The organism is Pseudoalteromonas luteoviolacea DSM 6061 (assembly GCF_001625655.1).
Classification (GTDB): domain Bacteria; phylum Pseudomonadota; class Gammaproteobacteria; order Enterobacterales; family Alteromonadaceae; genus Pseudoalteromonas; species Pseudoalteromonas luteoviolacea.
Genome location: NZ_AUYB01000099.1, coordinates 74,906 through 95,873, shown reverse-complemented (window position 1 = coordinate 95,873; position 20,968 = coordinate 74,906). Strand labels below are relative to the sequence as shown.

The 20,968-nt window shown below is 43.4% G+C and carries 16 protein-coding genes and 1 tRNA gene; 12 read left to right on the top strand and 5 right to left on the bottom strand.

Going from position 1 to position 20,968, the window contains the following annotated elements:
* Position 1: 1 nt before the first annotated feature.
* Entirely contained in the window at positions 2-1,030 is a 1,029-nt protein-coding gene (locus N475_RS10075) for a glycosyltransferase family 9 protein (RefSeq protein WP_063365191.1), read from the bottom strand.
* A gap of 90 nt (positions 1,031-1,120) precedes the next feature.
* Here N475_RS10075 and N475_RS10070 point away from each other — a divergent pair, with 90 nt between their 5' ends.
* Positions 1,121-1,951 carry a sulfurtransferase gene (locus N475_RS10070; RefSeq protein ID WP_063365190.1) on the top strand — a complete coding sequence of 277 codons (831 nt, stop codon included), beginning with the start codon at positions 1,121-1,123 and terminating at the stop codon, positions 1,949-1,951.
* Between the two features lie 21 nt (positions 1,952-1,972).
* Here the strand turns inward: N475_RS10070 and N475_RS10065 are convergent, their stop codons facing one another.
* Positions 1,973-3,130 (bottom strand): ROK family transcriptional regulator, encoded by a 1,158-nt coding sequence (locus tag N475_RS10065; RefSeq protein ID WP_227008474.1) that lies wholly within the window; start codon positions 3,128-3,130, stop codon positions 1,973-1,975.
* Positions 3,131-3,364: 234 nt separating this feature from the next.
* Here N475_RS10065 and N475_RS10055 point away from each other — a divergent pair, with 234 nt between their 5' ends.
* Genes N475_RS10055 through N475_RS10040 form a run of 4 tightly spaced genes read left to right on the top strand, consistent with a single transcriptional unit; the run spans position 3,365 to position 6,522 of the window.
* The gene (locus tag N475_RS10055; protein WP_227008475.1) at positions 3,365-4,459 is read left to right on the top strand and encodes a substrate-binding domain-containing protein; all 1,095 of its coding nucleotides are present in this window, start codon (positions 3,365-3,367) and stop codon (positions 4,457-4,459) included.
* Entirely contained in the window at positions 4,456-5,394 is a 939-nt protein-coding gene (locus N475_RS10050) for an ABC transporter permease (RefSeq protein ID WP_063355743.1), read from the top strand. The genes N475_RS10055 and N475_RS10050 overlap by 4 nt, the downstream gene beginning before the upstream one ends.
* On the top strand, positions 5,391-6,197 hold the full coding sequence (locus N475_RS10045; RefSeq protein WP_063365187.1) for an ATP-binding cassette domain-containing protein: 807 nt from the start codon (positions 5,391-5,393) through the stop codon (positions 6,195-6,197). The genes N475_RS10050 and N475_RS10045 overlap by 4 nt, the downstream gene beginning before the upstream one ends.
* The gene (locus N475_RS10040) at positions 6,187-6,522 is read left to right on the top strand and encodes a hypothetical protein (protein ID WP_063355741.1); all 336 of its coding nucleotides are present in this window, start codon (positions 6,187-6,189) and stop codon (positions 6,520-6,522) included. Before N475_RS10045 ends, N475_RS10040 begins: the two co-directional genes overlap by 11 nt.
* Before the next feature lie 12 nt (positions 6,523-6,534).
* Here the strand turns inward: N475_RS10040 and N475_RS10035 are convergent, their stop codons facing one another.
* Positions 6,535-7,503: a class 1 fructose-bisphosphatase gene (locus tag N475_RS10035; RefSeq protein WP_063355740.1), complete on the bottom strand. Its 969-nt coding sequence runs from the start codon at positions 7,501-7,503 to the stop codon at positions 6,535-6,537.
* A gap of 159 nt (positions 7,504-7,662) precedes the next feature.
* On the opposite strand from N475_RS10035, the gene N475_RS10030 reads away from it, so the two are divergent.
* On the top strand, positions 7,663-10,089 hold the full coding sequence (locus N475_RS10030; protein WP_063355739.1) for a zinc-dependent metalloprotease: 2,427 nt from the start codon (positions 7,663-7,665) through the stop codon (positions 10,087-10,089).
* Positions 10,090-10,146: 57 nt separating this feature from the next.
* Here the strand turns inward: N475_RS10030 and N475_RS10025 are convergent, their stop codons facing one another.
* A complete protein-coding gene (locus N475_RS10025) occupies positions 10,147-11,103 on the bottom strand; it encodes a methylenetetrahydrofolate reductase (protein WP_063355738.1) in 957 nt (318 codons plus the stop codon).
* 293 nt (positions 11,104-11,396) lie between these two features.
* Here N475_RS10025 and N475_RS10020 point away from each other — a divergent pair, with 293 nt between their 5' ends.
* The 3 genes from N475_RS10020 to N475_RS10010 all read left to right on the top strand — a co-directional run bounded on the left by N475_RS10020 (position 11,397) and on the right by N475_RS10010 (position 16,030).
* The gene (locus N475_RS10020; protein ID WP_063355737.1) at positions 11,397-14,276 is read left to right on the top strand and encodes a M16 family metallopeptidase; all 2,880 of its coding nucleotides are present in this window, start codon (positions 11,397-11,399) and stop codon (positions 14,274-14,276) included.
* A gap of 259 nt (positions 14,277-14,535) precedes the next feature.
* Positions 14,536-15,357: a serine O-acetyltransferase gene (cysE, locus tag N475_RS10015; protein ID WP_063355736.1), complete on the top strand. Its 822-nt coding sequence runs from the start codon at positions 14,536-14,538 to the stop codon at positions 15,355-15,357.
* A 19-nt stretch (positions 15,358-15,376) separates the two neighbouring features.
* On the top strand, positions 15,377-16,030 hold the full coding sequence (locus N475_RS10010; RefSeq protein ID WP_063365186.1) for a hypothetical protein: 654 nt from the start codon (positions 15,377-15,379) through the stop codon (positions 16,028-16,030).
* Between the two features lie 8 nt (positions 16,031-16,038).
* Here the strand turns inward: N475_RS10010 and xseA are convergent, their stop codons facing one another.
* Positions 16,039-17,382: an exodeoxyribonuclease VII large subunit gene (gene xseA, locus N475_RS10005; protein WP_063365185.1), complete on the bottom strand. Its 1,344-nt coding sequence runs from the start codon at positions 17,380-17,382 to the stop codon at positions 16,039-16,041.
* 133 nt (positions 17,383-17,515) lie between these two features.
* Between xseA and guaB the strand changes: the two genes are divergently transcribed.
* The 3 genes from guaB (at position 17,516) to N475_RS09990 (ending at position 20,907) form a co-directional block, all read left to right on the top strand.
* Entirely contained in the window at positions 17,516-18,985 is a 1,470-nt protein-coding gene (guaB, locus tag N475_RS10000; RefSeq protein ID WP_063355758.1) for an IMP dehydrogenase, read from the top strand.
* 124 nt (positions 18,986-19,109) lie between these two features.
* Positions 19,110-20,684: a glutamine-hydrolyzing GMP synthase gene (guaA, locus tag N475_RS09995; protein ID WP_063355733.1), complete on the top strand. Its 1,575-nt coding sequence runs from the start codon at positions 19,110-19,112 to the stop codon at positions 20,682-20,684.
* A gap of 146 nt (positions 20,685-20,830) precedes the next feature.
* A tRNA-Trp gene (locus N475_RS09990) sits at positions 20,831-20,907 on the top strand.
* Positions 20,908-20,968: the final 61 nt, after the last annotated feature.

The following is a 20,968-nucleotide window of genomic DNA, read 5'->3' as shown; positions in this document are numbered from 1 at the left end:
ATTAGGACTGGTTTGTGTGTTGATCTCGCATGAGTTCAAGTAACGAGTGGTAGATTCTGGCAGGTTCTATGTCTTGGATCATATCCACCTCGCTCAATGACATAGATTGATGTGTCAGTGCAATTAGCTTTCTGGTTTTTGGTGCAACAAGAGACCATGGAGAGGTACCGTGACCAACAATCGCGACACAAGGCACTTCGCAAGCCGCTGCAATATGCATGGGCCCTGAATCTATGGAGATAACAGCATCCATCGCGCCGATGTTATCCACAAGTTCGGCTAAGCTCATACTGCCAGCGAGGTTACAAATAGTAATTCCTTTGCTGATAGATTGAGCCGCAAGCGCCTCCATCTCAGCTTGCTCAGACTGATCGCCGAGCAGAAAAATATTTATATTTTGAATAGTTGAAACGTGCTGAATAACTTGCAGGGCCAGTTTTTGCGGGTAATAACGTGTTCCTTTTACCTTTCCACCTAAATAAAGCGCAATATTTTTGCCTTGCTTAGAAAGTGTGAGTTTGGATTCATTTGCTATCAGTTTTGGGGTGCTGAAGTGTGTAAAAGGTCTGCCATGAGCATCATTGACAAGTTTGCAGTAACGGTAAATATAGTGATGGCACAGGTTCAGTTTAAAGGCATGGCTTAACAGCGGCCTGCGGGCATTTTGGGCGTAACCTATGACATTTTTTATGCCAGCTAAGCGAGCTAAAAGAGCGTCAGTAAGTGAGCCTCTAAAGAGTACTGCCAGCGCAAAGTTTTGATGCTTTAGTTGGCTAGCCATGCCATAAAGGCCCTGATGCTTGTTTCTGCTGTGGCGATCATCAAGTATGATTTCCAGCCCATAGTGCGCTGCGCGGGTAAATAACTCTGCCAGATGAGGCCGGATAAGAATACAAACTCGCTGAGTTGGATATAGTTGCTTGAGTAGTGCTAAGGCGGGCAATGTATTGATAGCATCACCGATAAACTTGGGCAAAATAGCTAGTACAGCCCCATCTAGTTTACTTGAAACAATAACTTTATTACCCATTACATTGACTTGAGATACACATTTATCCTATCTAGTATAACGTCAGCAGATTGAGAATTTAACCAGAATCAAAGAAATAAGTGCCTGAATATGACAAAAAATTTGAAAAGTGCTCAATGGCTAGTGGAAAACCTGAGTAATGTAACCGTTCTAGATGCTGGGATAGTTAAACCTGGTGAACAAGGTGCGTACAGTCCTGATGGAGTGATCCCAGGCGCACTGCGCTTTGATATTAGTACCGCTTTAAGTGATGATAATTCCACATTACCTAATATGATGTGCTCTAAAAATGTCTTTCAAGCGGAAATGCGTCAGTTGGGCATTAATAGTTCGGATACCGTTATTGTCTATGACGATAAGGGACTTTTCAGTGCAGCAAGAGCTTGGTGGATGTTTAAATCCATGGGGTTTGATCAGGTATATGTGCTTGATGGTGGTTTGAAGCATTGGCGAGCACTAGGGTATAAACTGGTATCCGAATACGCATTAGTCGAGCATGTGGGCAACTTTACTGCAACTCCTCGTGATAACTATTTTATTGACAAAGAGTGTGTTTTAAAGAGTATAAAGTGCCCAGAAACCTTGTTGCTGGATGCTCGAGGAAGTAAGCGTTTTAAGGGAGTTGGGAGTGAGCCTCGAGAGGGCATGCGCAGTGGACATATTCCCAACAGTAGCAACTTACCTTACACAAGTGTTTTGACAGATGAAGGGGTGCTAAAACCGCTTACTGAGCTTAAAGAACTACTTAAAGGTGCTGGCGTGAGTGAGAGCATCACGACTTTGCAATTTAGCTGTGGTTCGGGCATTACGGCATGTATTTTAGCTTTGGTGGCCTTTGAATGCGGATATACAAGTTTACAGGTGTATGACGGCTCGTGGAGTGAGTGGGGTCAATTGGCAGACTATCCAGTATCGGTTTAATCTTGCAAAAGTTCGAAAAACTCACTCGACATAGGTGTAAATAAGCTGTTGTAGTAGGCTTGGTGCGAATGTTGGTGAGGTATAAAGTGTTTGCATGTTTTTTTCATTGAAGGAGGCGTGCAAAGGCAGTGTAGATATGCCCGCTAATGAGGTATAGGTTTGATTTGGCACTTTAATGAGACGTATGATCTCTCTTTTACCTAGCTGTGCAATAGATGGAATAAAGGGTCTCAGTTCAGCTATCAACGTCTCTAAGCAAGCTTCTCCCAAATCTCCACCAATAATGATTGTTTGCGTGTTGAGGATTGACTCTAGGGTATGAATAGCAATACGCAGTGGCTCAGTGGCCCTTGTTATCCAGTTTTTACATGCAGAGTTTTCTTTTGGATCTAGCAACTTTACGCAGTTCACGCTTTGTTTGTTTTGTTTTTCAACATACTGCCTTAGAGAAGTTGTGGAGGCAAACTCGTTAAGTGTGCCTAACTCACCCGTTGTTGTATTCGTTTCTGGCGTGACGAAGATATTTCCGAGTGCACCGGTGAGGCCATTCTGCCCCAACATGATTTGGCGGTCATATACAACGGCAGACTCAACTTTGCTTCCAATATGAATATAAATAAAATTATGGAGTGTCTTCGCTTCACCAAACAACATTTGATAGGCGGCACATGCTGATGCGGTGGTTTCAATGGCAATGGGCATAGCAAGCTTTTGACTAAGCTCTACTTGCAAAGTGCGCCCAGCTTGATATTGCTCTAAGGAGTTACCATGGGGCGGTTGTACTGACAGGCCAGCGGCTAAGAATTTTTGGTGATTGAGTCCATTTTGGGCAATTAAGAGCTCAAACTCTTGAGCTATTTGGTGTGGGGTAGACATCTTGTCGGTTCTAATGCCCGACTTGGTTAAGCTCGTACCATTTAAATGATGGATACTTAATTCAAGCAACTCTGACGAAACTCGGATCGCCAAAGTATAAGCGGCACTCTTGTTCAAACATAGCATTTTAGAGGGTTTGCCCGCTCCTTCTGAGCGCTTTAAGCCCACTTCTTCGATGAGATTTACACCGATTAACTCTTCTACCATATTGGTGATGGTTTGTTTGGTAAGCTGTGTATTGCGTGCAATTTCAGCACGAGAAATGGGGCCTAAAGTCACTATTTGCGATAATACTAAACGCAAATTAGCTGCTTTATTCTGTTTAGCATTCGACCCTTTCAATCTATTTCTCCAGACAATGAACAGTATAGTTTTGATATTTGCCAAACATCTATCTTATTACACATATGAAAAATATCGAATAGTTTATATTGTTCAATAACATCAGCTGCAATGAGCAGGTTAAGTAAAACTAATTGACAAAAATAGTGCTGCTGATTAAATGTACTAAACTCGGTTTTATTTAAGGAACATGTGGTGTCAAGGATCGGGCTCACTCTATACGCCTCTAAGCATATGCAGAATTGTTCTCAGGTGCTTAAGCTAGGCTTGTTTTTACTTGGTCTGGTTGCACCCTCTTTTACAGTGGCAAAAGAGGAGTATGTACTTACTACTCAACAGGTGGCCGAAGTTAGAAAATCTAACTTGAGCGCAGCTATGGCGTGGCACGGTTCTAGTCCTTGGATCAATGCTGTTAGTCAGGGGGCGAAGGCTGAATTTAATCGCTTGGGTATTGATGTTGTTGCCATAACAGAAGCGCATTATGACCCAGCCAAGCAGGTTTCTGACTTAGAAACTTTGAAAATGTTAAACCCTGACATTTTATTATCTTTGAGTGTGGACAGTTTAAGTACCAAACCCAGTTACCTGCAAATGGTGGACGCAGGGGCAAAATTAGTGTTATTGAGCAATCCTATTTCAGGGTTTCGCCATGGTGTCGATTTTGCGGGTATCGTTCGAGATGATGTTGATGGTATGGGAAAGGCTGCGGCGCAGTTATTAGTCGACGCCATATCTGCTAAAGGGAAAGTGGGTATGATTTATCATGAAGCTGACTATCCAATTACCAATCAACGTGATGCGGCTTTTCGCAAGGCACTAAGTGGTTACTCTGAAGTAAAAATTGTCAGTGAAAAAGGATTTATAAAGAAAAATCAAACGGCTCAGCTGACAGCCGCCATGTTAATTCAAAACCCCCATCTTGATGCGATTTATGTTTCCTGGGATGCTGCGGCTGAAGGGGTAATCGAGGCATTGAGGATTGGTGGATATAGGCATATTAAAGTGATTACCCATGATTTAGGTGTCAATAATTTAATAGATATGGCACTGGGTGGCAATATGTTCGGTACTGTTTCTGATAGACCGAATGAAATGGGAAAGCTCATGGCTAGGATTGGTGCTGGTGCTGCAATCGGATTGAAAACGCCACTCTATACACAAGTAAACTTCAACATTGTGACACGAGACAATATCACAGCCTCTTGGCAAGTTGCATTTGCTTCAGAGTTACCCGCTTTATTAAAACAAGTTTTGCTGCAAAGCGAGCGGAACAAGGTACCTAAGCTATGAAGCCAATAGCATCTTTAACAGCCCAAACGCTTGTGTACTATGCGTTTGTATTAACCATGATGGTATTTGCTTTTGTACTTGGAGACAGCGGATTCTTTTCATCTGAAAATATGCTTAATATTGTGCGCCAAACCGCACCAATAGTGATCATGGCTATTGGTTTTAATTTTGCGTTGTCTGTCGGACTACTCGATTTGTCCATGGGGGCTGTGGTTGCATTGTCTGGGCTGGTGGCTGCCATGTTGTTACCCAATTACGACATCACATTTTCAGTGTTGGCATCTTTAACAATAGGTGCTGCTATCGGGGCACTGAATGGTATATTGACCGTCCGTTTGGCAATTCCATCATTAATTATCACTCTGGGTTCATTGATTTTCTTGAGTGGCTTTGTTCGATATATTTCCGGCTTAGAATCTATACCCATTTTAAATCAATCTTTTTTGAAGCTGTTTGGAAGCGGTGATCTCTTGGGCATACCGACGCTGCTTTGGTGGGTTCTATGTGTCTCCCTTGGTGTTTACATTGTATTCCAAAACTTGCAATTTGGTCGCCATTTACTCGCGATCGGCGCAAATGCCGATGCCGCCTATGCGATGGGGATCAATAAGAATAAGGTTCGAGTTATGGCTATGTCTCTTTCGGGGCTATGTGCAGCGTTTGCCGGCTTATTGTATGCAGGCAGAATGCAAAGCGCCAGATACACTATGGGGGAATCAGAACTATTGACAGTGATAGCCGCTGTGGCCATTGGAGGCAGTAGCATATTTGGTGGACAGGTGAGTATATGGGGAACCGTATTCGGCGTATGGCTAATTGGTATGCTAAATAATGGATTGATTTTATCTGGTTTTTCAAGCAATGCCCAAATGATGGTTAAAGGTATCATTTTAATTGTGGCGGTAAGCATCACGGTTAAGGCGCGCAAACTATGATACGTACGCAATTAGATCAAGTCGCCTTAAATGTGGTTGATTTACATAAGCAATTTAGTATAAATGAAGCGCTCAAGGGAGTCAGTTTTACGGCTAACAGAGGTGAAGTCGTGGCACTACTTGGTGACAATGGAGCTGGCAAATCGACTTTGGTTAATTGTATTGCTGGCAAGTTAGAACCCTCGCATGGTGAGATCCAAATTAACGGGCGAGCGCAGGTGTTCAGTTCACCAAGCATGGCACAAGCTTCAGGTATTGCAGTGGTTTATCAAGATCTGGCGTTGGTTAAAGAGATGACGGTTGTGGAAAACTTATTTCTGAATAATGAGATAAAACATCGCAATGTCATTTTAAATCGCTTGGGCTGGTTAGATAAAAAAGCGATGCTCAAGCATGGACAGAAGTTATTGCAAAGGCTCACAAATATGGCCATCGATCTAAATATGCCGGTATCGAAGCTATCTATAGGGCAGCAACAAGTCGTTGCTTTGATAAGAGCTGTAAATGTCGGAGCGGATATCATCGTGATGGACGAGCCCACCACCGCGCTTGGTAATGAGCAGTATAATCATGTCGCTGAACTAATACGTTTGTTGAGCTCTCAGGGGGTGACCATACTTCTTGTCAGTCACAACTTAGTTCAGGTAAAGGCACTGTGTGATAGGGCAGTGGTACTATTTCAAGGGCAGTCAGTGGCTGACGTGTCAGTATCTGAATGCAATGAAATGGAATTACTGGCGTTAATTAATGGTGTCATGCAGGATGAAACTTCTGTAAGGTTAGCCTGTGAGTATGCGAGGTAACCGCTTGGATTATAATGACGCTTTAAAAGCATTTGCACTATGTTGTGATGACACAAGAGAAGAAGCATTGTCGGTATTGGCGAGTACACCACAAGGGCAAGGTTGTTTGCGCCTAACAAGCACAATGTTTAAAGAAGTTTTGCAATCAGCGATAGAGGATAAAGTCAGCATCGATGAACTGGAGTTTTGGGCGACAATATTATTGCAACGTGATGATTATGATGTGGGCGATTTAGAGGGCAGCTTATATGCTTTGTCAGAACCTGAGTTAATGGGGGGGTTGGACAAGGTCAAAATAGCGCGCCTGCTGACACTGCTAGATTGACCTTTGAGGCCGTTACTTGTGATATGTTAAACAAGTCTCAACTTCGTTCTTTGAGCCTAAGATCACCGCAACACGTTGGTGAATATCATTAGGTTCAATATCCAGTATTCGCGTCTCTCCAGTGTGAGCAAGGCCGCCTGCTTGTTCAACAAGCATCGCCATTGGATTTGCTTCGTATAGCAGTCTTAATTTGTATGGCTTTTCTGGGTTTTTCGTATCTGCAGGATATGTGAATAAACCACCGCGACAAAGTACTCGATGAACATCACCAACCATTGCTGCTATCCAGCGCATATTAAAGTTTTTCTGGCGCGGCCCTTCGCTTCCTGCAAGTAAGTCTGCAATGTAGTCTTTCATGGCTGGCTGCCAGTGACGCTGATTAGAGGCATTAATTGCAAATTCTTGAGTGTCTTCAGGAATTTTTGCAAAGTTTTCAGTCAACAAGAAGCTGCCATGGGTTTTGTCCAGCGTGAATATACGTGTCCCTTTACCTGTAGAAAGTGCCAATGTAGTCGAAGGACCGTACAACACGTATCCTGCGGCAATTTGGTTTTTACCCGGCTGCATGAAAATTGCTGGATCTGCTGGGTCAGATCCTTCCGGTGCTTCCATAATTGAGAAAATGGTGCCAACTAAAGAGTTGATGTCGGTGTTTGAAGAGCCATCTAGTGGGTCAAACGATACGATAAATTTTGCATCTGGATTACCCGCAACTGTGTAATCTTCTTCTTCTGAGGCAATGGCTTTAACATAGCCAGACTCAAGCAAGATGTCTTTGATTAACTGGTTAGAAAGCACATCTAGCTTCTTTTGCGTCTCACCTTGAATATTTTCATCCAAAGTAGAACCCAGTACACCAGACAGTGCACCTTGTCCTACGCGAAAAGAGATTTCTTTACAAGCGGCTAAGATAGTGCGGATCAGAGAAACTAACTCTCTAGAACAACCATCTTCAAATAACACCGGCGGTAATCTACGCATATTTTAAATCCTGATAACGTTTGTCGGGCCGCAGTGAAGTGTATGTGAGAGAGTCACTGCAGGCTGCGCTGAATTTCGTCTTGATTCACTGTTTTTTGTATACAATTTCATATACTAGATAAAAACAATCACAAAACATGAAATAACAAAGACACAATTATGATAAAGAGACGTATGACACCTTATCTCGTTTCGACTTTGTTACTGCCTATGATAACGCATGCTCAGGCAGCAATTAAGTCCATAGACGAATTTACTGATAAGTTTAATCACTTTCCGGGCTATTATTCGTTTTACAGTGATAAAAGTAACGGAAAAATCTATTTAGATGTAGATAAACTTTCGCAGCCATTCTTATTACAGCATAGTTTGCCTTACGGAGTTGGTTCAAATGACATCGGTTTAGATAGAGGCCAATTAGGCGGAACACATCTCGTTCAATTTGAACGATTCGGCGATAAAGTGATGCTCAGGGCAAACAATACCTATTACCGCGCCAGTGCCGATAACAGCGCAGAGCAACAGAGTGTAAAAGAAGCGTTTGCTTCAAGTATTTTGCACGGCTTTAAAGTTGTCGCGGAGGATTCAGATAGTGTACTTATTGATTACACGCCTTATTTATTGTCGGACGTACACGGTGTAAGCCGCAGATTAAAGGCTACTAAGCAGGGCAGTTACAGTCTAGATCAAAGCCGTAGCGCAGTTTATTCACCTCGCTCAAAGGCGTTTGTAAAAAACACCGAGTTAGAAGCTGTACTGACGTTTAAAGGCAAAGATCCTGGCAAGTATGTTCGTCAAGCCGTTGCCGATCCATATGCAATTACCGTACACCAGAGACATTCATTAATTGCATTGCCTGACGAAAACTATACACCTCGCAAGTTTCATCCTCAATCTGGATTCTGGAGCATAGAGCACAAAGATTATTCTGCGCCACTGGGTGAGTCTATGTATGTGCGTTATATTCCGCGTCATCGCTTAGAAAAGAAAGACCCTACAGCAAAAGTATCCGAAGCGGTAAAACCTATCGTTTATTACTTAGATCCAGGTGTACCAGAACCGGTGAGAACGGCATTACTTGATGGCGCTCGCTGGTGGGAGCAAGCATTTGAAGCGGCGGGCTATAAAGACGCATTTCAAGTGAAAATATTGCCAGAGCATGCTGACCCAATGGATGTGCGCTATAACGTTATCCAGTGGGTACATAGAGCAACTCGCGGATGGTCATATGGTGCCTCGGTGGTAGACCCGCGCAGTGGTGAAATTATTAAAGGCCACGTAACTTTGGGTTCTCTTCGTGTTCGACAAGATATTCTTATTGCAGAAGCTCTGGCCGCGCCATTTATTAAAGGCGATGAAGTAACACAAAGGTTACACGAGATGGCTTTAGATCGTATTCGCCAATTGAGTGCTCATGAAATAGGTCACACATTAGGTATTGCTCACAACTTTGCAGCCTCAGGTGATGAGCGTGCATCTGTCATGGATTATCCCCACCCTCTGGTGCAATTCGATACACAAGGCAAACTAGATGTCAGTGAGGGTTATGCAAAAGGAATGGGTGCTTGGGACATTCAAGCTGTGAAATATGGCTACAGTGACTTCTCCGCTATTAATGAAGCTGAAGCACTCGCAGGTGTTATTCAAGAAACGAAAGATCGCGGTCTTGGATATATATCTGATGCTGATGCGAGACCTAAAGGCGGGGCTCACCCTAATGCACATTTGTGGGACAATGGTGCAGATCCTGCTACAGAATTGCGTAGGGTGCTAGGTATTCGCAAGCAGGCGCTTGCTCAGTTTGGTGTAAACAATATCCAAAATGGTGTAGCACTGTCTCAGTTAGAAGAGAAACTTGTTCCTTTGTATCTGTTTCATCGATATCAAGTCGAGTCAGTGGTAAAGCTTATCGGCGGCGTTGACTATCACTATGAAGTTCGCGGAGAGGGGCCATTACAAGGTGCTGAAGTTGTGGTTAAAGCAGAGCAGGCCGATGCGTTGAATGCACTATTAGAAACTCTGACCCCAGAAGCTTTGGCCATTCCTGAGTCAGTGCTGGCGGTGATACCTCCGAAAGCCTATGGAGAGTCTCGCAACCGTGAGAGCGTACATGGCCGAACAGGGTTGCCGCTAGATGCTATGGCACTGCCTGAAATGGCGAGTTTGCACACGCTCAATCTGCTATTAAACGCTGAACGCTTAAATAGAGTGGCGCAGCAGTACGCGAGAAATACCAAGCACCTAGGCAGCAATGAATTACTAACAAAATTGCACTCGGTGGTGTTTAAAGCGAATCCAGGATCAGAGATGGCTAAAAAGCTGAATGAACGCGTACAGTATCTAACGGCACACAGAATGGCCACGCTCAGTGCCAGTACGAAAGTGGATCCTGAAGTACAAGCGCAGCTTCGTTTTTATTTACAGCAAATTGCCGATACGTATACCGAAGAGCCGATGTTTTCGAGCGCGGACAAATCAAAAGCGTTTGAGCAATATTTAGGAGAGCATATCCAATACTTCCTTGAGCAAGGGCAGTGGCCAGAGAGCTTTAAGCCGCTAGCAATGCCTCCAGGCTCACCAATTTAAGATATAAAAAAGCCCCTTAAACGGGGCTTTTTACTACGAATTTTTGTCAGCTATTGGCTATGCGATTTGTTTTTCCGCTAATTGCAGTTCCATAATCGCTTTTAGCAGACGGTACAAACTGATAGACGCGTCGATTTCTTCTTTTCGGTTTGTCAAACTTTCGATATTTAATCCAAGTGGCACATCAAGTTGTGCGCAGCTTCTCAAAATGAGATCTAAGTTTTCACGACATATTTTAATAGACTCTTTTAGTGTGTTTTCAGCGTCAAGCATCCGCCATTTAGTTGCTTCAGGCACTGAAATACCCAACCACTGCATAAACTCAAGCGTTTTTTCTCCACCACATGGGGTAAAGGTTAAAATAATACGTTTTGGTTCGATACCTTGCTGACGACATGTGCGAGCATAGCTTGTCAGTAAGTCGATAGTTGCTTGTGCATCATATACAGCTTGAGAAATAAAAAATTCACACCCTTGAGCCGTTTTGTCGATTAAGCGCTCATGTTCATTACGTTTGCTTGCATGGCGTTCGGCAATTGTGACACCACCGAGAAAAAATTCATCCTGATGTGTTTCAAGCGTTTGATAAGCTTCTGGAAGACCCAGCTTTATGTCCCCTTTAGATGAGGGGCTACCAACTAGTACAAGGTTATTTAAACCAAAATCTTGTTTTGTTTTGTGCAACCATTGAGTGAATTCGCCACGATCTCTTTGTGCCACACTTTTGTAGGTGATCACGTCTAGCTTAGAAAGCTGACTAACAACTTGGCTGTATTCACATGGATCAACAGTTTGCTTAAATGGGAATGGGCGAGGTATCTCTGTACGACTGCTTTCATCTTGAATGTCGTAGATGACAACGCCGTCATATTCTATTTCATGCAATCTATTCAATAGCTTAGATGCAATGGTTTGCACTTGTTCTTTATCAGTTCCTAGCTTTGGCGGTGTGGTCCCGATTAAATATACCCCTTGATTTGGGTCTAAGATTTTCTCTTGCAGTGATAATGCCATGGTCCTCATTCCTGCCAATTCGTAGTTTATGATGTAAATATAGCAGCCATTTAGACGTCTAGATAGATCTTTATTAATGAAAGAAACTCAATTAACTTGAATTTCTTTCATGTTGGGTGGTGGGTAAGGTGACTTTTCGCTTAGTTTTTCAATACTTGGTGCTCGAAGATTTTTTTGAATTTTTGTCGTGATAGTGCAGATTTATTCAGCCTTTAATGCATAATTGGGTCACTGACAAGCGCTCACACAAATGCGTGCATATAAAAACATCAAGAGAAAGACTAGGGACACATATGAAATTTAAGCTTTTAGCGACCAGTCTAGCAGTGACGTTGGCACTGGCTGGTTGTGCATCTAATAATGCAACATCTTTATCAGTTCAACAGGGGAACGCCGCAACTCAGCAAGCAAATAACAAGGCTTTTTCCCACGACTACGTATTGGAAGAACTAGACAATGGCTTGCGAGTCATGGTAGTTAAAACCGATTATCCGGATGTTGTGTCGTTGCAGATACCTGTATCTGTGGGTTCACGAAATGAAGTGGAAGAGGGAAAAACAGGCTTCGCGCATTTCTTCGAGCATATGATGTTTAAAGGATCAAAGAAATATCCTGAACAGGTGTATAAAGACATCATCAAAAACTCAGGTGTAGATAACCGCGCATACACGACTAATGACTACACCAATTATTATCTCAGCTTTTCTAAAGAGCATTTAGACAAAGTATTAGAAATTCAGGCCGATATTTTCCAAAACTTACATTTTAGTGAGGAACAATTCCGTACTGAAGCACTCACGGTAAAAGGTGAATACCTGAAAAACAACGCTAACCCACTGCGAAAATTACTGAGTGCGGTTCGTGACAATGCGTTTAGCGAGCATACATATAAACATACAACGATGGGGTTCTTTGAAGACATCGAAGCGATGCCAGATCAGATGGCCTACGCTGATCTGTTCTTTGAGCGTTTCTACAAGCCAGAGTATGCAACAATCATCATCGTGGGTGATGTAGAGCCAAAAGCAACGGTAGAAATGGTTAAAAAACATTGGGGTGAGTGGAAGCGCGGTGATTACCAAGCAGACATCCCAGTAGAACCAAAGCAAAACGATGCGAAGTATAAGCATGTGGTCAATGAAGGCCAGCCTGGTCATTGGTTGCTAGTTTCATATAAAGGTCCTGCGTGGGAGCCAAATAAAAAAGATCGTGCTGCGGTTGATTTGATTTCAGAGCTGTATTTTTCTGAAAACTCAAAACTTTATCAAGAGCTAGTAGTTGATAAGCAAATAGCGACACAACTTATTACCTACAATGCAGAGACGAAAGACCCAGGCTTATTGCATGTCTTTGTAAAAGTTGAAGATGAAAAAGACTTGGTAACTGTGCGTGATGCTGTAAATCACACATACGCGACAGCACGTACCGAGTTGGTTGATGCCGAGAAGCTAGCTGCACTTAAATCAAACCAACGTTACAGCTTCGCAAATAGCATGGACTCTTCAAAAGCCATTGCTTCAACACTCGCAAGCTATGTTCATTTTGAACGTGACCCAGAAGTAATCAATCAGATGTTTGCGACGGCAGGTACTATTACGCCAGAAGATATTCGTGAGATTGCAAATCAATATTTTGTTGATAGTGGTCGTAATACGGTAACGATGTCGGCCCTTGATACCATTGAAGGCTTTGAAAAAGAAGTCGGTCTTGATGAGCTGACAGCCGAAATGAACAAGCCTGCACAACAGCACTTCACTGTACTTGATAAGACATCAAATTCCCCGCTGGTGGACGTTAACTGGTTATTCTACAGTGGCGCTGCGGCGGACCCTGAAGGCAAAAAAGGCGTAGCGGCATTAACAGCGGCAATGTTGGCAAAGGGAGGAAGTGCAACTAAGTCGTACAAAGAAATCCAAAAAGCTCTTTACCCGCTAGCTGGCAGTTTGTCTCATCAGGTAGATAAAGAGATGATTTCATTGCGTGGTCGCGTCCATAAAGATAACGCTGAGCAATGGTATGCTTTGGTGGGAGAGCAATTACTAAACCCAGGCTTTAGAGAAGATGACTTTAATCGTCTAAAGAAAGAGATGATTGATGGTATTAAATCAGGGCTTAAATCATCGAATGACGAAGAACTGGGTAAGGAAGTTCTTTATCACAAACTTTATCAAGGCCACGCCTATGAGAGTTTGAACCTAGGTGATTTATCGGATTTAGAAGCTCTAACGCTACAAGATGTAAAAGATTTTTATGCGAGTCAATTTACCCAAGCAAGATTAAACCTAGGACTAACTGGTGCACTTAATACTGAGCTAAAGACAAAGCTGATTGAAGATTTGACTAAGCTACCTAAAGGCGAACAAAAGCGCCTAGTGGTAGATGATGCGCCTAAATTGGAAGGTATCCACGCAACTGTTGTGGAAAAAAGTGCGAAATCAACTGCTGTTTCTTTTGGCTTCCCAATTGATACGATCCGCAGTAGTAAAGACTGGACGGCATTGTGGTTGGTGCGTTCGTACTTTGGTGAACACCGTAACTCAGGTGCGTTCTTGTTTGACCGTATTCGTCAAACTCGCGGTATGAACTATGGTGACTACGCGTACATTGAGTATTTTCCTCGCGGTATGTTCCAAACTATGCCTGATGCCAACTTAGGCCGCTCAGAGCAGATTTTCCAGGTTTGGTTACGTCCACTGCGTTCAAATAATGATGCGCACTTTGCGACGCGCGTAGCAGTCTATGAACTGGATAAGCTGATTAAACAGGGTATGACAGAGAAAGATTTTGAAGCAACACGCAATTTCTTAAATAACTATGTGCCGCAGCTTGTTGCCAGCCAAGATAGGCAGTTAGGCTATGCACTAGACAGTCAATTCTATAATACTGACGAGTTTGTAAACCTAGTGCGTTCTCAACTGGCATCACTGAGTTTGGAAGACGTAAACCGGGTTATCCGCGAAAACCTACAAACACAGAATATGCACTATGTGTTTGTTACTGGGGATGGTGAAGACATGAAACAACGTTTGGCTAATGAGCAAACCTCGCCATTAAAATACAATGTGAGCAAGCCTCAGGCATTGTTGGATGAGGATAAAATTGTAGAAAGCTACAAACTGTCAGTGCCTGCTAAAAATATTGAAGTAGTCAAAGCTGACGACTTATTTCAGTAATCACTTCTGATATTTACGAGCGCCTCCTTTAGTGAGGCGCTGCTTCTTTCCCATGCCTAATGTACCCTATTGCACTTATCTTTCGGTGCATTCCTGTCTTTATTTTGTAGCCAAAGACTTGGTTTATGCTTAGAAATACACCATTATAGGAACCTTAGGTTATAATTAATAACGATAAAATTACCTGACATTAGTGCGCTTGAGAGAGGATGCACGTTAATATAACTTCTAGATCGTAAACGATAAGCATGTGGTAATTATGAGACACGAAATTTGGCAGCAACTTAGAGATGAAGCACAAGAACTGGTTAAGCGAGAGCCACTGTTGGCGAGTCACGTGTATTCTAGTGTATTGAATCATGATTGTTTAGGCGCAGCGTTAAGTTTTATTGTGGCGAATAAGCTGTCAGACGCCGTGGTGTCTGCTTTTACCATTCGGGAGTTGTTTGATCAGGCGTTTGTTGATTGTGACCGCATGTTGACCCATGTAGCGCATGATATAAAAGCTGTTAAAGATCGAGACCCTGCTGCCGATAGTTATCTTAACGTGATACTAAATCTAAAGGGTTTCCATGCATTACAAGCACACCGTCTCGCTTACTGTTTGTGGCGACAACAACGCAAAGAGCTCGCCCGCTTCATACAAAGCCGCACCTCTGAGGTATTTGGTGTTGACATCCATCCTGCTTGTAAAGTCGGTCATGGTATTATGCTTGACCATGCGACTGGTATAGTCATTGGTGAAACCGCTGTTATCGAAGATAACGTTTCAATATTACAATCAGTCACTTTAGGCGGTACAGGTAACGAACAAGGAGACCGCCACCCGAAAATCAGAGCTGGCGTATTAATCGGTGCTGGCGCGAAAGTTTTAGGCAACATTGAAGTGGGAGAAGGGGCTCGAATCGGCGCTGGTTCAGTTGTATTGAAAGCCGTTGCGCCACATACTACAGTTGTGGGTATTCCTGCCAAGGTAGTTGGCAAGCCGAATTGCCCATGCCCAGCAGAAAGCATGGACCAGAACTTTTTAGATGATACTATCAGCCGTATCAACGACTCTCATACTAGTGCGATGCTTTAACCTAGACAGGGCCTAACTTATGTTTCGCCAGTTATGCTTAATAATCGGCGCCTTTTGCCTTGGAGTGGTAGTTACACATAGCTACCACCATCAACCATTCAAAGAACCCCCTGCTGATTTTAAAGACACTAATAATCAGATGACCCAAGCACGTTTAGACGATAATTTTAATGCGTCTGAACTGAGCGCTCCACATGATACTCAAGCACACATAGATGGCGATGAGCTGACTTCTGGCGATGATATGTTGTTAGCACTCGAACAGGAAAACGAGCAATTGCGAGTGCAAATAGCACAGTTACAGCAACAAACACTGCGTGCTAAAGCAACCGGTAATGTGGCAAAGCAACTGCAAAGTATTTTTGAGCATCAACAGCGTGATGAAGTGTGGGCCTCTGAAGTAGAAATTCAGGCTGCGGATTTTCTTTACGTATCCGCATTACAAGATCTCGTGAGTATGCCTGTGGCACAGTGCAAAGAAGATGTTTGCCAATTGAATTTTCAGGCGATTCAGCGCGAGGATGGCAATAAACATTGGCAACATGTCCACAATGCATTAATAAAAATGCCTTGGATGCGCCAGTTTAAGACCATTACTGCGGTACAGAATGGTCCCTCAATGCAAGTTCATTTGAGCTTAAAGCGCAGTGGTGAGCTCAAGCCAGTGTATTAGCCTATGTACTACTTTTGCTCGATGCTCGTCACTGTTGAGTGAATTTGGCCGTCACTGAGCTGTGTAGTGATGACCTGTCCCTGTTTGGCTTCCGTGACCGAGTTTAAAACACCTTGATTGGTTTGTGTGATGCTGTAGCCACGTGAAAGCACAGCAAGAGGGCTAACGCTATCTAGCTTGGCGGCTAATAATGCAAGGCGATTTTGACGCTTTTGATGATGACTTTCCATGCTGTTTTTTAATGCTACGTCTAGTTGTTCAAGTTTGGACTTAGCAAGATTGAGTCGCTTTTCTGGGTGGAATTGCAACAGCCTTTGATGAAGCACATTTACGCCATTGTGATGTCTGTGCTGTCGATACTCAATGGCGCGGGCCAATCTTTGTTGCAACTCATCTACACGCTGCGCCTGTTGCATTAACTGACTTTGTGGGTGTTGTAACCCTAAGCGCTGTTGCAATCTTGCAATATGTTGTTGCTCGTTGAGCATTTTACGATTGAATGCTTGAATGAGCCTCTGTTTTCTATCTTTTAAATAAGTAATCAATTCGCTGCTATCGGGGCTGACTAATTCTGCTGCGGCTGAAGGTGTGGCGGCGCGAATGTCGGCAACATAATCACTGATAGTGGTATCTATCTCATGACCAACGGCACTGATAACTGGCAGATCACTGGCATATATAGCTCGAGCCACCACTTCCTCGTTAAAGCACCATAAATCTTCCAGCGAGCCACCACCACGACCAACGATTAATACATCTACTTCATTGCGCTTATTTGCCAGAGTAATCTTTTCTGCGACTTGCGCTGCGGCGTCTTGCCCTTGTACAAGTGAAGGGTAAATAAGCACTTCTAATTGTGGTGCGCGGCGTTTAAGCACGGAAAGGATATCTTTGATAGCTGCGCCTGTTGCAGAAGTTACGACACCGACGCGATTGATAGTTTGCGGTAGAGGCTTTTTGTGATGGCTTGCAAAGAGGCCTTCAGCAGCCAACTGCATTTGTAGCGCTTCAAATTTTTGTTTGAGCAGCCCTTCACCAGCCGGTGCCATATGTTCTACGATAAGCTGATAGTCACCGCGAGGTTCGTACACTGAGACACGCGCTTTTACCTGTACTTGTGCACCATTCTCTGGGCGATATTTACAGTAACGGTTATTGCCTCGCCACATTGCAGCTTTGACCTGTGCTTTTTCGTCTTTCAACGAAAAATACCAATGTCCAGATGCAGGGGCGACAAAGTTTGATATTTCACCGGTCAATTCAAGTGATGCAAAGCCTTGCTCTAATAAACTGCGGATTTCACGATTAAGACGCGAAACAGTATAAACTTTGTTGTTTTGTGGCAATGACATACCTAGCTCCATAAAAAATTCACAGACACTTTACCATATTTTTTGCTAAATTTTGTTTACTCGCATAAGGAACGCTGATAAAATGCGCACGCAATTCCTTATACTCAGAATTCACTTGAGAGAAGCCGCACACATGCTAAGAATTGCAAAAGAAGCCCTTACTTTTGACGACGTACTACTAGTACCCGCTCATTCAACTGTTCTACCGCACACGGCGAGTTTAAAAACACGTCTGACGCGTAATATCGAGCTTAACCTGCCACTTGTTTCTGCGTCAATGGACACAGTCACAGAAGCGCGCTTAGCGATTGCCCTGGCGCAAGAAGGCGGCATTGGCTTTATCCACAAAAACATGACCATCGAAGAGCAAGCAGATAACGTACGTAAAGTTAAAACGTACGAAGCTGGTATTGTTACCTTCCCTGTTACAGTAACAGCGGACAAAACAATTGCAGAAACTATCGCACTTGCAGACGAAAAAGGCTTTTCGGGTTTCCCTGTAGTTGGTGCAGATAACCAGCTAGAAGGTATCGTGACTAGCCGTGACATGCGTTTTGAAACACAGCTAGACAAGCCTGTTTCTTCGGTTATGACTAAAAAAGCAGACCTTGTGACTGTCAAAGAAGGCGCTGGTCGTGAAGAGATTCTTGGCCTTATGCACGAGCATCGCATTGAAAAAATCTTAGTGGTTGATGATGCGTTTGCACTGAAAGGTATGATCACTGTTAAAGATTACCAAAAAGCGCAAGAGAAACCGAACGCATGTAAAGATGCGCAAGGTCGTCTTCGTGTAGGTGCTGCTGTAGGTGTTGGCGCTGGAACAGATGAGCGTATCGCTGCATTGGTTGAAGCTGGTGTGGATATTTTACTTATCGATACTTCACACGGTCACTCTCAAGGTGTAATTGAGCGCGTAAAAGAAACGCGTGCAGCTTACCCTGAGCTACAAATTGTAGCGGGTAATGTGGCAACTGGTGCAGGTGCATTGGCACTTGCTGATGCTGGTGCAGATGCCGTTAAAGTGGGTATTGGCCCAGGTTCAATTTGTACGACACGTATCGTAACTGGTTGTGGTGTACCCCAAATCACGGCAATTTCAGATGCTGTTGAAGCACTGAAAGATCGTGATATTCCAGTTATTGCTGACGGTGGTATCCGATTCTCTGGCGATATTGTAAAAGCACTTGTTGCTGGTGCATCTTGTGTGATGGTTGGTTCAATGCTAGCTGGTACTGAAGAATCACCGGGTGAAGTTGAGCTTTATCAAGGTCGTTATTACAAGTCATACCGTGGTATGGGTTCATTGGGTGCAATGAATCAAAAAGACGGTTCATCAGACCGCTACTTCCAGAAGAGCAATCAAGCAGACAAGCTTGTGCCTGAAGGTATTGAAGGTCGCGTTGCATACAAAGGTCCAATTGCCGCTATTATTCACCAGCAAATTGGTGGTATTCGCAGTGCAATGGGTCTTACTGGATGTGCAACAATTGCTGAACTAAACGTTAAGCCTGAGTTTGTTCGTGTAACATCAGCAGGCATGGGCGAGTCTCACGTTCACGACGTACAGATCACTAAAGAAGCGCCTAACTATCGCTTAGGTTAAGCCGGCCAACGCGTGTTGAGCCCGCAAATTTCAGGGCTAGCAGCTGCTAGCCCTTTTTAATTCTGGTAAAGCAGGTTAGCTGTGCTTTACTAATTTTATCGTTTCCTAACTAACGAGATTATCAATGAGCAAAGACATCCATGATTCCCGTATATTGATCTTAGACTTCGGTTCTCAATACACGCAGTTGATCGCACGTCGTGTACGTGAGATTGGCGTTTACTGTGAACTTTGGGCTTGGGATGTAACGGAAGAGCAGATCCGTGAATTCAATCCTCAGGGTATCATCCTGTCTGGTGGTCCAGAGTCGACAACAGAAGAAAACAGCCCACGTGCACCGGAATATGTATTTGAAGCGGGTGTACCTGTCCTTGGCGTGTGTTACGGCATGCAAACAATGGCAATGCAGTTAGGCGGTAAAGTACATAGTTCTGATAAAAAAGAGTTTGGCTACGCGAAAGTTGAAAAAGTGGGTAACTGTGCACTATTCGAAGCGATTGAAGATCACATCGAAGATGGCATTGGTCAACTTGATGTATGGATGAGCCACGGTGATAAAGTCGTTGAGATCCCTGATACATTTGTCACAAGCGCAAAAACTGATACCTGCCCACACGCGGCGATGTCTTGGGAAGAAAAACGTTTTTACGGCGTACAGTTCCACCCAGAGGTAACACATACACAGCAAGGTACGCGCTTACTAGAGCGTTTTGCGATTGATATCTGTGGTTGTGAAAAGCTTTGGACTCCTTCGCAGATCATTGAGGATGCGGTTGAGCGTATCAAAGAGAAAGTTGGCGATGATGAAGTTATCCTAGGTCTATCTGGTGGTGTTGATTCATCTGTTGTGGCTATGCTTATCCATCGTGCGATTGGTAAGAAGTTAACGTGTGTATTTGTTGATAACGGCTTACTTCGTTTAAACGAAGGTCAGCAAGTAATGGAAATGTTTGGTGATAAGTTCGGTCTGAATATCATCAAAGTAGATGCTGAAGAGCAGTTCCTAAATGACCTAGCTGGTCTTTCAGATCCTGAAGATAAGCGTAAAGCCATTGGTCATACGTTTATTGACGTATTCGACGCTGAATCTAAAAAGTTGAAAAATGCTAAATGGTTAGCGCAAGGTACAATTTACCCAGACGTAATCGAGTCAGCGGCATCTAAAACAGGTAAGGCGCACGTGATCAAGTCTCACCATAACGTAGGTGGTCTGCCTGACGATATGGAAATGGGTCTAGTAGAACCACTTCGCGAGCTGTTTAAAGATGAAGTACGTAAGATTGGCCTTGAGTTAGGTTTACCTTACGACATGCTTTACCGTCACCCATTCCCAGGTCCAGGTTTAGGTGTACGTGTACTGGGTGAAATCAAGAAAGAATACTGTGATTTACTTCGTCGTGCCGATGCTATCTTCATTGAAGAGCTTCATAAAGCAGACATTTACCACAAAGTATCTCAAGCATTCACTGTATTCCTTCCGGTTAAATCTGTAGGCGTAATGGGTGATGCACGTAAGTACGACTGGGTTGTATCATTACGTTGTGTAGAAACAATCGACTTCATGACCGCGCGTTGGTCTCATCTACCGTATGACTTCTTAGGTCTTGTTTCAAACCGTATCATTAATGAAATTGATGGAATTTCTCGCGTTGTTTACGATATCTCAGGTAAACCACCTGCGACTATCGAGTGGGAATAATCAAAGTTAGCTTGAGCTAATTGAATGAAAAAAAGGCGAATATAATAAATATTCGCCTTTTTGTTTATAAAAAGTGCAAACAGACAAAAAAAAGCATTTTTTCTCTTTACCTTTTGCTAAAGCTCATTATAATGCGTCGACATTGCAGGGGCGTAGTTCCAATTGGTAGAACAGCGGTCTCCAAAACCGATGGTTGCGGGTTCGAGTCCTGCCGCCCCTGCCACTTCAAACTTCTTGCACTTCATTGAATCTTTTATCACTTACATTTAGACTCATTAAAAAAG